The organism is Desulfopila sp. IMCC35008 (assembly GCF_010646885.2).
In the GTDB taxonomy this organism is placed as follows: domain Bacteria; phylum Desulfobacterota; class Desulfobulbia; order Desulfobulbales; family Desulfocapsaceae; genus Desulfopila.
On sequence record NZ_CP050700.1, the window covers coordinates 5560638 to 5575417 of the forward strand.

The 14780-nt window shown below is 49.6% G+C and carries 12 protein-coding genes; 8 read left to right on the forward strand and 4 right to left on the reverse strand.

Annotated elements, in window-relative coordinates; translation table 11 throughout:
* Positions 1–15: 15 nt before the first annotated feature.
* From GA520_RS23740 to ppnN, 4 genes are all read left to right on the forward strand, one after another.
* Complete coding sequence (locus GA520_RS23740) at positions 16–1602, forward strand: hypothetical protein (protein WP_163335900.1); 1587 nt, start codon at positions 16–18, stop codon at positions 1600–1602.
* Positions 1603–1736: 134 nt separating this feature from the next.
* A complete protein-coding gene (locus GA520_RS23745) occupies positions 1737–4367 on the forward strand; it encodes an ATP-binding protein (protein WP_163335901.1) in 2631 nt (876 codons plus the stop codon).
* The gene (locus GA520_RS23750) at positions 4360–4905 is read left to right on the forward strand and encodes a hypothetical protein (RefSeq protein ID WP_163335902.1); all 546 of its coding nucleotides are present in this window, start codon (positions 4360–4362) and stop codon (positions 4903–4905) included. The genes GA520_RS23745 and GA520_RS23750 overlap by 8 nt, the downstream gene beginning before the upstream one ends.
* Before the next feature lie 111 nt (positions 4906–5016).
* Positions 5017–6393, forward strand: a complete 1377-nt coding sequence (ppnN, locus tag GA520_RS23755) for a nucleotide 5'-monophosphate nucleosidase PpnN (RefSeq protein WP_163335903.1) — start codon at positions 5017–5019, stop codon at positions 6391–6393.
* A 148-nt stretch (positions 6394–6541) separates the two neighbouring features.
* Here the strand turns inward: ppnN and GA520_RS23760 are convergent, their stop codons facing one another.
* On the reverse strand, positions 6542–7357 hold the full coding sequence (locus GA520_RS23760) for an enoyl-ACP reductase (RefSeq protein WP_163335904.1): 816 nt from the start codon (positions 7355–7357) through the stop codon (positions 6542–6544).
* Between the two features lie 205 nt (positions 7358–7562).
* Here GA520_RS23760 and GA520_RS23765 point away from each other — a divergent pair, with 205 nt between their 5' ends.
* Positions 7563–9209 (forward strand): hydantoinase/oxoprolinase N-terminal domain-containing protein, encoded by a 1647-nt coding sequence (locus GA520_RS23765; RefSeq protein ID WP_163335905.1) that lies wholly within the window; start codon positions 7563–7565, stop codon positions 9207–9209.
* On the opposite strand, the gene GA520_RS23770 is transcribed toward GA520_RS23765, so the two are convergent.
* Both GA520_RS23770 and GA520_RS23775 read right to left on the reverse strand, forming a co-directional pair.
* Entirely contained in the window at positions 9185–10045 is an 861-nt protein-coding gene (locus GA520_RS23770) for a neutral zinc metallopeptidase (protein ID WP_163335906.1), read from the reverse strand. The genes GA520_RS23765 and GA520_RS23770 overlap by 25 nt on opposite strands.
* Positions 10046–10072: 27 nt before the next feature.
* Positions 10073–10738: a DUF2959 domain-containing protein gene (locus GA520_RS23775; RefSeq protein WP_240910029.1), complete on the reverse strand. Its 666-nt coding sequence runs from the start codon at positions 10736–10738 to the stop codon at positions 10073–10075.
* Between the two features lie 165 nt (positions 10739–10903).
* Here GA520_RS23775 and GA520_RS23780 point away from each other — a divergent pair, with 165 nt between their 5' ends.
* Both GA520_RS23780 and GA520_RS23785 read left to right on the forward strand, forming a co-directional pair.
* The gene (locus GA520_RS23780) at positions 10904–11107 is read left to right on the forward strand and encodes a hypothetical protein (RefSeq protein ID WP_163335907.1); all 204 of its coding nucleotides are present in this window, start codon (positions 10904–10906) and stop codon (positions 11105–11107) included.
* Complete coding sequence (locus tag GA520_RS23785; protein ID WP_163335908.1) at positions 11070–11867, forward strand: YkgJ family cysteine cluster protein; 798 nt, start codon at positions 11070–11072, stop codon at positions 11865–11867. The genes GA520_RS23780 and GA520_RS23785 overlap by 38 nt, the downstream gene beginning before the upstream one ends.
* Positions 11868–11872: 5 nt before the next feature.
* Here GA520_RS23785 and msrB read toward each other — a convergent pair whose 3' ends face one another.
* On the reverse strand, positions 11873–12922 hold the full coding sequence (msrB, locus tag GA520_RS23790; protein ID WP_163335909.1) for a peptide-methionine (R)-S-oxide reductase MsrB: 1050 nt from the start codon (positions 12920–12922) through the stop codon (positions 11873–11875).
* Positions 12923–13119: 197 nt separating this feature from the next.
* On the opposite strand from msrB, the gene GA520_RS23795 reads away from it, so the two are divergent.
* Entirely contained in the window at positions 13120–14778 is a 1659-nt protein-coding gene (locus tag GA520_RS23795) for a CTP synthase (protein WP_163335910.1), read from the forward strand.
* The last annotated feature ends 2 nt before the right edge of the window (positions 14779–14780 follow it).

Below are 14780 nucleotides of genomic sequence, written 5' to 3' on the forward strand. Positions count from 1 at the left end.
CGGATACGACCAGGCATGAAACAGTCAACACTCTTCTCAATGGTTCTGGTGGCCGTTTTTATCACCTTCCTGATGATGCCCGGAATCATGATGCTTTATCAACCACCAAAAGAAATCTCGGCGGTTGAAAAAAGAAAACTGGCCCAATTCCCTACCGTAGGGAAATCCCTTGATTCGATTGAGCAGTTTCCGGACGAATTTGAAACCTATTTCAACGATCATTTCGGCCTGAGGGATTTCTATATATCCATCTATAATTCAACATTTACAAAACTTTTCAGGACCTCACCGAACAAAAACGTAATCCTGGGCAGGGAGGGCTGGCTCTATATGGCCGCCTCTGGAGTTCTCTCGGATTTCCTGGGTCAGCGCATTACCAATGAGTCCACGATCATTGACTATGTAGAGGAGTTAGTCGACCGCCAACAATGGTTCAACGATAGAGGAGTCCGCTACCTTTTTGTTCCTGTCCCCAACAAAATCCAGGTATATCCGGAATATCTCCCTGCGATCTACGCCGGACTTGCAGGGGAAACAGTGTATGAAAAACTGTTTAACCGACTCGGCAGCAGAGTCGACGCAGCAGAATCTCTTTCCCTGCTTCCCCTCTTCCTCGAAGCGAAAGAACAGCAACAACTTTATTACAAAACAGATACCCACTGGAATTTTACCGGGGCATACCTGGGATACCGCCATATAATCAACGCCATTCAACAATGGTTTCCAGACCGGGAATCACTATTGAAAAAGGATCTCACCTCCTTCAAACACACCTATCCCGGCGACCTGGCTCAACTCCTTCACCTCGAAAAGGAATTCGCTGAACAAGCTGATGATGTGCGCATAAGAAAAGAGTGCACAGGTTCCGGCCCCCGACCAATAGAGTGGCCCGAGGCTGGCAGCGATTATAAAAAATCAGCAAACTCCCGCAAGGTGTATCTCGCTGAATGTCATGACAAGGATCTTACTGTGTTCATCATCCAGGATTCGTTCGGAAACCACCCAAGTCGATTTTTTGCCAACCAATTCGGAAAGACGTACTTTTTTACTAAAAGTGATTTCAGGGATATCGTACCATTTATCAAGGAGCAAAACCCGGATCTTGTAATAGACCTCCACGCCGCCCGAAACCTCCCGAAAACCCTTAAGCCACATCCCGATGTGACAGCATATGTGAGCCAAAAACGATTCAATGAATCCAGAACTTATCTCATCGGCCTGAGTGGCAGCGACTTCTCTGACAACAATTTGATTTCACATAACATTGAAATAGCCAGAGGCAGACCACCGGGATCATTTACCGCCACGACCAATGATCCTCAGTTTGATATTTCTCTCCCTGGCGGCAGCGGAACGCACCAAGGGATTGTTATGCATCTGGAAATTGACAGCCCCGGGGACACTCTATTACAGATTTTTTACAATGACCACGACCAGAGTTCGTTTCACGAAAGCAGGTCTGTAGCGACTCTGCTAAAAAAAGGAAAAAACAGTCTCTACCTTCGCCTGCCTGCTTTCCAGGCAATAAACCGAATCCGGCTCGATCCGGGAAAAGTTAAAGGAGCTTACACTATTCATTCCTTTTCTGTCAGGAAATCCTGACAACGAAGCTCCCTGCTGCTGTTCGTGACATTCTTTTGTTATTTACGTCTTTTTTTGTTATCCTGCTCTAAGGATATTCACACTATTCGTTTTTTCTTGCTTGTATAATCAAGAACTCTCCGTCAAGGGTGAGCATGAGATTGTTTTGTATTACAACGATAATCGTGGTACTGCAATGGTCCGGTCTGCTTGCTCCATTGAACATAGCCGCCGGAGCAGAATCCCTCGACAAAAACCGTAATGTCCTCCTGCTCAACTCCTATAACCAGAAAATGTCCTGGGTAGAAAATATTGTCCAAGGTGTCGAAGATATTCTTCACCCCGAACAAAACAACCTCACCCTGCACATCGAGAACATGGACACCAAGGTATTCTTTTCAGCCGAGTATTTTGAATCGTTCCGAAATTATCTGCAGGTTAAATACCAGAAAACATCGTTTTCACTCATCCTCCTCTCCGATAACAACGCCTACGATTTTATCCGTACCCACAGAAAAACCCTCTTTCCCGGAGTACCGGTTTCTTTTTGTGGTGTTAACGATTTTGAGCAGAACCAGTTAGCCGGGCTTCAGGATTTTACCGGTGTTGCCGAACTTTTTTCTGCCCGCCAGACGGTAGAACTCGCCCTCAAAATCCACCCAGAGACAACCGAATTATTTATCATCAACGATTACCTTAAAACTGGACGGGCCTGGGCTAAAGATATCGATGAAGATCTTCAGGGACTCTCCGACACGATACGCATTCGCCACTCAGGTAATCTCTCGATTAAGGAACTGCAGGACGAGATATCACGTCTTGGCCCAACGGCCCTGATACTACTCGGTGTCTTTTTTGCAGACAGGGACGGCCTGTACTACACCTATGAACGGACCGGTGAAATACTCTCCAAAGTGAGTAAGGTTCCAGTATACTGCCTTCTCGAATTCAATATCGGCAGCGGCATTGTGGGTGGCCATGTTATCAGCGGTTATTATCAGGGAAAAACCATGGCTGAAATCGGTAAAAAGATTCTGTCCGGAGAAGATGCCGATTCAATTCCGGTAATACTCCAGGGAAGCAACAGGTATGTTTTCGATTATAAACAGCTTTCCAGATTTGGGATCGATGAAAAACTGCTACCGGGGAACTCCGTTATCATCAATCGCCCCTTTTCTTTTTACCAGGAATATAAAACCGAGGTCTTGACAGTACTGTTCTTTATATGCGCGTTGCTTCTCACCATCATCGGCCTCATCCTTAATATAGGCAGGCGAAAACGCGCGGAAAAGGCGTTGCAGGAGAGCGAAATCCGCTTCAGGCAGTTGGCCAATGCTACCTGGGAGGCTATTATCGTTCACAGCAAAGGGATGTTCTTCCATGGCAACGATCCGTTTTATTCGCTATTCGGCTACCAAAAGGGAGAACTGGACAATAAACAGATCCTTCCCATTATACTCCCCCCTGAATCTGTTGGAGACGTTGTCAAACGGATTGAACAGGGCATCCTGGATCCCTATGAAACAGTCGCTATCCGTAAAAACGGAGAAAAATTTCCCGTAGAAATACGGGTCAGGGAAATGGAATATGAAGAAAGGGATGTTCGAATGGCCGCCATCAGGGACCTGAGCGGACGAAAGCGAATTGAACAGCGACTCGCCCAATCACAAAAACTTGAGGCAATAGGTACCCTTGCCGGAGGTATCGCCCACGATTTCAACAATATCCTGTCTGCCATCATCGGCTATTGCGAACTGGCCTCGCTTGAAGCCATTCCGGGCACAAAGATAAAGAAATACCTCGGCGAGATGCATAAAGCGGGAAACCGTGCCAAAGAACTGGTCCAGCAGATCCTCACCTTTGCCCGGAAATCAATAGATGAAAAAGAACCAGTCCAGGTCTCCCAGGTGGTTGTCGAGGCTCTCAAACTTTTACGGGCCTCCTTACCCACCTCCATAAGTATACAGCAGCACTTAAACTCCAATGCTCAGGTTTTGGGTGAAACCACCAAGATCCACCAGGTCCTAATGAACCTCTGTACCAATGCAGGAAAAGCCATGAAAGACGGGGGCACTCTAACGGTATCACTCGACGAGGAGTATCTGGACCAGGAGTTTATCTCCCGAAACCTCGGTTATACAACAGGCAACCACATTAAGCTGTCAGTAAAGGATACCGGTGTGGGTATTCCACCGGAGGATCTTACCAAGATATTTGATCCGTTTTTCACCACACGCCCGAAAGAAGAAGGAACCGGTCTGGGATTGTCTGTTGTGCACGGTATCGTCCGTGACTGCCATGGGTTTATTACCGTCTGGTCAGAACCCGGGAAAGGGTGTGACTTCAGTGTCTACCTACCTGTGGCCGATGTTGTTGCATCACACCACACAATCCTCGCTGACGAACTGCCAGGGGGAAGTGAGCGAATCCTGCTGGTGGATGATGAAACCATGCTGGTCAATATGATGCACGACCTGCTCCAGAAACTGGGGTACGAGGTCACCGGCTTTACCAGCGCCCTGGAGGCCCTTCATACCTTCTCAAAGAGTCCTGATGATTTCGATCTGGTAATTTCCGATATGACCATGCCGATTATGTCAGGAGACACGCTTGCCGGTGAGCTTCTGTCTGTCCGACCCGATATTCCCATTATCCTTAATACCGGCTTTACCGATAAAATCACGGAAGACGAGGCCCTGAAGATAGGGATTAAACGGTTCATCATGAAGCCTGTAGAGATAAACAAGCTCGCTCCGGCCATACGGGAAGTCTTAGCGGGTGAATGATTCAACACTCTCCCAAAAACTCATCGAAGTTCTTGTTGACTCCTCTTCCCTCATCCTGCTCTATAAAGCACACCTGCTCCCGGCACTCTGTTCTCACTATCGTCCGGTTATAGCCAGTGAAGTGTTCCGTGAAGTCACCCAAAACAACAAACCGGGAGCCGATGAATGTTACCGGAGAATCCGGGATAAAGAAATCATCGTGCTGCCGCACATCACCAAACCACTTCACCCAGACCTGAAAGCCCACACAACAATGGGAGCAGGAGAACTGAAAACACTTCACCATGCGCTCTCCGGGACCGCCTCGTTTATCATTATTGATGATCTGCAGGCTATCCGTTACTGCATCAGGAAGAATATTCCATTTATCAATGCCCTCCTTGTTCCGCGGATACTTGCCCTTGCCGGAGCTGTTCCATACGCCCGCTCACACCACGACTTTGCAACGTTGTGCAAAACAGGGCATTACTCTTCGGGCATTATAAAAAAAGCAAATATACTGGGCAGCGAAGAGTTACGGCAGTTCTTTCCCTTCTGACCCGAAATTCTCATGAGTTCGGGGCTCTCTTCTCCTTGCACTATCATGCTGTGTTTGTTAGTAAATCATATTCAAATTTAGAAATATATATTGCCGCTAAAGGATAAAAATATGCCCGAAACAATACCATTTACAACTGTTTCCCCGGAAGGTTATCTCGACCTTCTCTCCCAGATGGAGGCACGCAGGCTTCTTGAAGCAAGTATTGGGGACGTTCAATCGCTCTTCCGCAGCTGTTCTCTCGCAGTGCTCAACTGCGGTGAGACCCTTGATGACAGTAAAATAGTTCATGAACTGTACAGTGATTTTAATATCCATGTCCGACGGGAAAACGGCGGGATTGAGCTTGAGCTGCATAACGCACCCGCAAACGCCTTTGTCGACGGAAAACTCATCCAAGGTATAAAGGAACACCTCTTCTCGGTACTCCGGGATATCGTCTATGTTGAAGAAGAGATCATCAGCAATCCTAACATTTCCGTCGATACCCCAACGGGAATCACCAATGCTGTCTTTTACATACTGAGGAATGCCCGGATTTTCAAGCGAGACAATAAAAACGGCCTGGTTGTCTGCTGGGGCGGCCACTCCATCCCCCGACACGAATACGACTATACCAAAGAGGTCGGTCACCAGATCGGGCTGCGCGGTATGGATATCTGCACAGGTTGCGGTCCTGGCGCCATGAAAGGTCCCATGAAAGGAGCCACCATCGGTCATGCCAAACAGCGCATCTATGACGGCCAGTACCTCGGTATTACCGAACCTGGCATTGTCGCGGCAGAATCACCCAACCCGATTGTCAACGGCCTGGTCATTATGCCGGATATCGAAAAACGGCTGGAAGCCTTTGTTCGCAGCGGCCATGCCATTATCGTTTTTCCCGGCGGTGTCGGAACCGCTGAAGAAATTCTGTACCTGATAGGTGCCCTGCTGAATCCGGCCAACGACCACCTCCCCTACCCCTTCGTCCTCACCGGGCCGGCAGAGTCCGCCGACTACTTTAAACAGATAGATGAATTCGTGGGAGTCACGCTGGGCAAACAGGCACAACAAAAGTACACCGTAATCATAGATGATCCGGTGGCGGTTGCCCGTCATATTGAAAGGGGAGTAGAGAAGGTTTGCACCTATCGGAAGGATAACGGCGAAACCTTTTTCTATAACTGGAGTCTTTCAATTGACAGTAATCTGCAGAAACCCTTTTACCCGACCCATGAAAACATGAAGGAATTGCAGCTCGAAAAGAACCGCCCCGCCCATGAACTGGCCGCAGACCTGCGCAAGGCGTTCTCTGGCATTGTGAGCGGAAATGTCAAAAAGGAAGGTATCCTGGCTATTGAGGAAAACGGGCTGTTCGAGTTACACGGTGACAAGGAAATCATGCAGCCCCTGGACGAACTGCTTCGCGCCTTCGTGCTTCAGCAACGCATGAAGATACCGAGCGACAAAGAGTACACGCCCTGTTACCACCTGGTCAAAAAGTAAAAGGGACCCAGGAGAGTGTCCGAGAATAGACTTTTTTTTTCAGATCGAAAGATTTTAGAAATACAAGCACAACCATGTGGCCGATATTGCGATCATTATTTTTGGAAATTCCGAAGAGTTTGAGTAAAAGCAATTCTCGGACAGGTTCCTAGCCCACGGTGCCCTTAATTATTTCCTTATCGAAGTAATTGATTTCCATGCCCGCATCGACAATGATGGTCTGGGCATTAATACCTGAAGAGCGGGGGGACAGCAGAAACGCGGCGGTATCGGCCGCCTCTTTCGTGGTCAGGGCCTTTTTACGTGGAATCGCCTTTTCGGCATAAAGATAGGAATCCACATATCCTGGTATCCCTGCCGAAGCTGACGTTTTCAGGAGCCCTGGGGCAACTGCATTAAAACGTACCGAGGAAAAATCGGAAAAACTTTTTGCCAGAAAACAGAGTGAAGAGTTGAGCGCAGCCTTGATCGGTGCCATATAGCCATAGTTCTCTGCCGCCATCCGGGTTGTGGAAATGGAGATGGTAACAACGGAAGCCTCTTCTGCAAGAAGATCCTTGAAGTGGTTGGCAATACTCACAAACGAAAAGCAAGAGATATTAACCGCCTGAAGGAAGTCATGCTTCAGAGTCTCATGAAACGGCTTGAGCCCTTCTGAGTAGTTGGCAAAGGCGATGGAGTGGACAATACCGTCAAGTTTTACGTTGTCTCCACGTTCTTCGAGTTCGGCCTGTATTTCATCCCTGACACGAACGATATTCTCCTCATCCTCCACATCACAGATAAACACCTTCGAATCCGGAAAAAGCTTCTTCGCATTTTTCTCACGTTCGGGGCTGCGAACCACATGAATCACCTCCCCCCCTTCCTCGACAAGGGTTCTGGCTATAGCACAGGCTACGGATTTTTTATTAGCCAAGCCGAATACAACAAACCGTTTTCCGGTAACATCTAAAAAACTCATAACTCAGATTATATTTATGTTTATAAGATTATAGTAGAGACTTTATCCGCCACCATACACGACCCCATCAGACTCCACAAGATGGAAAAGAGACGTCGATTACCGAGAACAAGGCGTTTTTCCACTGTTCTTTCGCCGTTGATTGCTGTATATGAAACGGCGGCAGAAATAAACGAATCAACCTTCTCAGCATCATGGTGTTACTATGAAAAAATACATCATCGGCATCGATACCGGCGGCACCTATACCGATGCCGTCCTGGTTAACACAGAAACAGCTGAGCTCGTTCGTTCAGTCAAGAGACCAACCACCCACCGACAGCTCTCAATTGGTACGGCAGATACCCTGCGAAGCTTGCTTGAAGAGTCCGGCATCCAGCCTGAGCAGGTCGACTCTCTCGTTATTTCCTCAACACTTGCCACCAATTCTATAGTTGAAAACAAGGGTGCCCGCGTGGCACTTCTCGTTATAGGTTATGTACGCCATTTTAAACTGCCGGTAAAAGCCGTCGTCTACATCAAGGGCGGCCACACCATCATCGGTGAGGAGGAACAACCGCTCGACCTCGAGTATCTTGTGGAAATCGTCTCTAACCTGAAAAACGAGGTCGACGCCTACGGGGTCTGCTCCGCCATGTCAATCAAAAACCCGGCCCACGAGCTGGTTGCGGAAAAAGCCATCTCCATGCTTGACCCTAAACCAGTCTTCTGCTCACACCGGGCCTCTAGTGCGGCAGGAATGAAGGAGCGGGCAGCCACCGCCGGGTTACACGCCAAGCTCATGCCCATCATGGATCAGTATATAAATGGTGTGAAACAGGCCATGGACGAGCTGGAGCTGACCTGTCCCATGCTGGTTGTCGGCGGTAACGGCACCACAACAGAAGCTCGAAAAGCCGTTCTCCATGCAGGCTCGACAGTGGCCAGCGGGCCTGCTTGTACCGCCCACTTCGGCAGCAGCTACACAACAGCAGACGGACTAGTTATTGATATTGGCGGCACCACAACGGATATTGCCATGTTGCAAGAGGGGAAACCGTTGTTGGCTCAGGAAGGGTGCCGTATCGGACTTTGGCATACCCATGTTGAAGCTGTCGACATGGTAACAGGGGGCATTGGAGGAGACAGCCACACCGTGGTAACAGCCGATAACAAACTACAGATTGGCCCGGCCAGGGTGGTACCCCTCGCCATGTGCAGTGACATCCCCCCCGTTGCCGACTGGCTTGGCGCTAATGAAGAATCAAAACTTCTTGTCGGTTACCTCACTGATTCCTCAGAACAGCAAGATGTCGAATCATTTATCTGTCGACATAACGGGGTAACTCCGGCACGACTACGCAAGGAAACAGGCATCGGCGGTGTCACCCTGGAAAAAGAGCTGGAGAGACTCACTCGAGAGCAGCGAATCTACGAATGTGGTTTTACACCCACCGATGCCCTGCATGTTCTTGGTAAAATAAACATCGGGACAAGCAAAAACAGCCGGGCAGGGGCCACACGACTCGGAGCCCTTGCAGGAATGGATGCAGAATCTTTCAGCAGGAAGGTACTCAAACAGACCGAGGAACAGATCGAAACCCTGATTCTGGATTATGTTATCCAACATTACTGGGGCAACAGCCTTACCGGCTTTCTTTCCGAGCGCAACGCTCACCCGGTTCTCGGCCTGAACTTTTCCCTGAAGATTCCGCTTATCGGTATTGGGGCCGCAGCCCCCTTTCTGCTGGAAGGGGTAGCCCAACGACTGGGCACTTCAGTCTCGTTTCCCCCAAACGGAGAGGTGGGCAACGCCATGGGCGCAGCCCTGCTCGGGTTACGGGCCTCTCACAAGGAATCGTACCCCCCCTGAAAGGTGTTGCAGACGTGCATATCACCACTCTGCAATCCCTTCCTGAACCATCTGGAACGCTGGGCAGAGGTACCGTGAGTAAATGAATCGGGAGTAATATACCCTTTTGATTTTTTCTGCAAACGGTCGTCCCCAATCATGGATGCCGCATTGAGCGCCTCATCAATATCACCGGGTTCCAGGATATTCCTGACCCGGTTGGCATGATTGGCCCAGACGCCACTATAACAATCAGCCTGCAGTTCCAACCTGACAGTCAGCCTGTTGTGATCAGCCGGGGAGACCTTGCCCCTTGCCTCATGAACTTTGCCTGAAATACCGGCCAGATTCTGGACATGATGCCCAACCTCGTGAGCAATAACATAGGCCTGGGCAAAATCGCCAGGAGCATCAAGTTTATTCTTGAGGTCCTGGTAAAAACTGAGGTCAATATATACTTTCTGGTCAGCCGGACAATAGAAAGGCCCCATGACTGCTTGGGCAAATCCACAGGCCGACTGCACCGCCCCTGAAAACAGGACCAGTTTGGGCTCGGCATAACTGGCCCCTTCTTTCTGCAACAACACATCCCAGGTATCCTCTGTATCCGCCAGCACCACGGAGACAAAGTCAGCCAATTCGTTTTCTGCTGCCGTGGGCGTATACTCATTTTGTGGTGTGGATACAGGAGCGTTACCGACCATATTAAGAATCACCGCAGGATCGACCCCGAAATACATGCCGACCAGGACAATCACCAGCAAACCTATACCGCCGCCCGCCGTTTTCCTGCCACTCATTTTTACACCACGTCTGTCCTCCACATTCGAGCTTCGCCTGCCGGACTTCCAACGCATAATACCCCTCCCAGGTCTTATCGATCCTTACTGGATATCAGCTATAAACCTGTTCGAGTCTTCAATGGCCTGGTTCATCTTGGAAATCAGTTCATCAATCTCTCCTTTCAGGTTTTTGAACTCCCCCTGCAGGGAACCGATGGCCTGCGCATTGAGATTGTGTTTTAAGAACAAAACGTTGTCATGAAATATCCGGAGAACAGGTTCCATGCTCTTCTCCGCCTGGTGCATGGAGGCCAGCATCTCCTTGTACCGGTAGCGGGTCTGCTGCAGCTTTTCCTTACTCGACCTGCGCAAGTCTGCCGACTGATACTCTTCGAGTTCGTCCTTCCACTCGTCGAACAGTGCATCGGCAACACTTTCCACCTTGTCTATCCGGGAAGTAACCTTGTCGGCGACCTCTTTACTTGCCTCGTATTCGCTGTTGAGCTTGTCATAGGCCTTTTTCAGGTCGGTTTCCTGTAATTTCACCACAGAATCAAACTGGTCCAGGGCCGACTTGAACTGTTCCTGTGCTTCGGCCTGAGCATCCCTGGCACCTTCAACCCTGTCAACCATGATATCTCGCTTATGTACGCCTACCTTTTCCATGGCCCCGTAATAGGTGGATGAACAGCCGACTATCAATAAAGCGACAGCAAGACCGGCCACGGGAAGAGAGGCGACAGCCCGCAGGTATTTCACAGAAATCATTGAAATCTCCTTTATTTTTATATGTTATTACTGAGAGGTGTCAGACAGAAAACCCGAAAAACAAAAAGATGATACTCATCAGTGGTGCAAAAATATTGTACAACCGTTACCATAGTGAGGCAACCATCATAAGCTCTTTTGTACCAAAAAAGGATTTTACCCCTCATGTCAGATAAACAGCAACCGGCAAAAACAGAACAGACTCCCTGCCCGAGCTGCGGAGGAAGCGGCCAGCTGGGATCCTTCGGCGGAGTCAGCCGTTTTGTCATAAGCTGGGATGAGTGTGATGAGTGCTGCGGCACCGGTTTTATACTCCCGGATACGGATACCAATGAAACAGACAGCTCGGTCGACAGTACAGACGATTAACCTTCTACGGAACCGGCCTTCAGCCGGGCTTACCCCCATGAACATAAAACAAGAGATCCTGAAAATCATCTACACCTCTTTTTCCAACTGGTCCTCCAAACAACCGCAGGCCTGCACCAAAGGGTGTTCAACCTGTTGCACCCAAAACGTCAACGTCACGGCAGCCGAGGCGGAGCTGATTCTAGACTATCTGGTTGGGAATAAACTGGAACAAACAGCCTTAAGAGGCCTCTCCGCTACGACAACACCCTCCAGACCTCTACAGACCATTAACGAATTCGCCGCAGATTGCTTTGCTGGCAAGGAGTCGGAACAGGAACAGGAGGGCAGCCGGGACAGCTGCCCGTTCCTTAAAGACGACCTCTGCACCATTTACCCAGCCCGCCCTTTCGGCTGTCGCTGCTTTCTGTCTCAACATGTGTGCACCAGAACCAGCCCAGCCCTGGTAACAAACGAATACCTCACGGCCTGTACAGTGATCAGCCAACTGGTGGAGCACCTGGGCCAAGGCGAGTATTACGGAAACCTGCTTGATGTCATTCCGGCCATGCTTGATATTTCACGCTACCATTCCATCGCGGAACTCGCCACAAATGCCACCAAGATACAACAAGCCCGATCCCACACCCTGACGGCCAAACCATTGCCCGGGTTCCTGCTGCCACCGGAAGATTCCGACAGTGTCACCCCGCTGATCGAGACAATCTTCAAGGCACGGGTTGAAGGAAAAACCGTCGAGGCCATCTTGAACGGTCAATAATCTGGTTACTCCTCGAACATGTCCAGGTATTCCCCATAACCCTCGGCTTCGAGTTCTTCCACCGGAATAAACCTCAGCGAAGCCGAGTTGATGCAGTACCGTAGGCCTGTTGGCTGAGGACCGTCGTCAAAAACATGGCCAAGGTGTGAATCCGCTCCAGCGCTACGGACCTCGACACGGGTCATAAAAAGGGAACGATCCTCTTTCTCCACGATATTACTCTCTTCCATAACCCTGGTAAAACTCGGCCAGCCCGAACCGGAATCAAATTTGTCCCTGGAACTAAAAAGAGGTTCACCGGAAACGATGTCGACGTAGATCCCGGCTTTTTTATTATCCCAGTATTCATTTTTAAACGGCGGCTCTGTCCCGTCACCCCTGACCACTTTATACTGAAGCGGACTCAAAAGTTTTTTTAGCTCCTCGTCATCTGGCCGTTTATATTCCTTTTTCGCCGTATCCTTCCAGACCCTTTCAATAAAGGCAGCCCTTCCGGACCCCTGCTTATACGACTCATAATGGAGTATATTTTTCAGATAATAGTCCTGATGATATTCCTCGGCCTTGTAAAATGGCTTTGCCTCAACAATTGCCGTAACAATCGGTTCCCTGAATATGCCACTTTTCTCAAGCTCCGCCTTGGACTGTTCAGCGATTTGCTTCTGCTCTTTGTTATGATAAAAGATCGCCGTCCGATAGTGGTTGCCACGGTCCGCAAACTGGCCGCCGTCGTCCGTCGGATCTACCTGTCGCCAAAAAGTCTCCACCAGCTCAGCATATGTTATTTTCGTCGGATCGAAACGGACCCTGACAGCCTCAAGGTGCGATGTCAGACCGTAGGCGACCTGTTCATAGCTCGGATTTTCTTCCTCACCACCGGTGTAACCGGCAACCACCTCAACCACTCCCTCAAGCTGCTCAAAAGGCGGCTCCATGCACCAGAAGCAACCACCGCCGAAAATTGCCGTTTCATATCGATCCTGCGCCATGAGATCACCTGAAATTATTATAATTACCAACAAGATAATCAGTTGGTTAAGCAAGCGTCTTTTCATACAAACCTCCATGTAGATACAACCATCTACAAGCAAAAATACGCACGGAAACCTCAAGGGGCAAGGGACAACACCCGAATAACGATGACCTCGATTGAGTTGTTACATTTTTGGTAAATGTAACCGTTTACGACTTTCATAAACCAGGTAGACTTTTTATGTTTAAAAAAGATAACCCCATTGCTATAGTGCGGTACATGAAAACTACACAGAATACCAAACGGACCAAGTTTATTTTCGTCACCGGAGGCGTCCTCTCCTCATTGGGAAAAGGACTCGCTTCAGCAGCTCTTGGAGCTTTGCTGGAGAGCCGGGGGCTCACAGTTACCTTTCAAAAACTCGACCCATACATTAATGTCGATCCGGGTACCATGAATCCTTTCCAGCACGGAGAGGTGTATGTTACCGACGACGGGGCGGAAACGGATCTGGACATGGGTCACTATGAGCGTTTTACCAACGCTGTCATGGCCCAGAAAAACAATTACACCTCCGGCCGCATTTATTATTCGGTCATAACCAAGGAGCGTCGTGGTGAATACCTGGGAGGCACTGTCCAGGTAATTCCACACGTCACTGATGAGATCAAAAAAGCAGTGCTCCAGCTCGACGGCAGTGTGGATGTTGCTATCATCGAGATCGGCGGCACCGTCGGTGATATAGAAGGATTGCCCTTTATCGAGGCCATCAGGCAGTTGCGTGGCGACCTTGGCCGGGAATACACTCTTTTTATCCACCTGACCCTGGTGCCTTATATCAAAACGGCCGGCGAGGTTAAAACCAAACCGACCCAGCACTCCGTCAGGGAACTGCGGGCAGACGGTATCCAGCCTGACATCCTGGTCTGCAGGACAGAAGTACCGCTTGAAGACAGCCTCAAGGCCAAGATAGGGTTGTTCTGCAATGTGGAAAAGGATGCGGTCATCACTGCACTTGACTGTGATACCATTTACGAGCTGCCTATCAACCTGCACAAGGAAGGTCTTGATGCAAAGCTCCTTGAGCTGCTGCATATGTGGACAGGCCAACCGGACATCAAGCCCTGGGAAGCACTGGTTCAGAATATCAAGAACCCCAAAAACAGCGTCACCATCGCCATCACCGGTAAATACGTAGACCTGACCGAATCCTACAAGAGCCTGCACGAAGCACTGGTTCACGGCGGCCTGGCAAACGCCATCAAGGTGAATTTGCGCTATGTCAATGCCGAGGAGCTGGAAACGGGGGATGTTGCGGCACAGCTTGAGGGTTGTGACGGTATCCTGGTACCTGGCGGCTTTGGGAAGAGAGGAGCTGAAGGCAAGATCAACGCCATCAGCTACGCCCGTAAAAACAAAATCCCGTTTTTTGGGATATGCCTGGGCATGCAGCTGGCTGTCGTCGAGTATTCGCGTAATGTGGCGGGGGTCAAAAGTGCAGACTCCACGGAGTTCGATACAGAAGCCAAGGATCCGGTTATCTACCTGATAAAGGAATGGTTCGATTACCGCACCAACCAGATCCAGACCAGGGACGAAACATCGGATATGGGTGGTACGTTACGACTCGGTGCCTACCCCTGTGTGCTCGTCAAGGAGACCAATGCCTACAAGGCGTATCAACAAGACGAGATCTCCGAGAGACATCGACACCGGTTCGAATTCAATAACGATTATCGAGAAGTATTGGCCAAGCACGGAATGACTATCTCAGGGACCTCACCAGACAACAACCTGGTTGAGATGGTGGAAATTGCCGACCATCCGTGGTTCCTTGGTTGCCAGTTTCATCCCGAGTTCAAGTCCAAGCCGATGAAGCCACATCCGCTTTTCAGGGATTTCATTAGCGCCGCACTCAAAAAGAAACTTGAAGGGTAAAG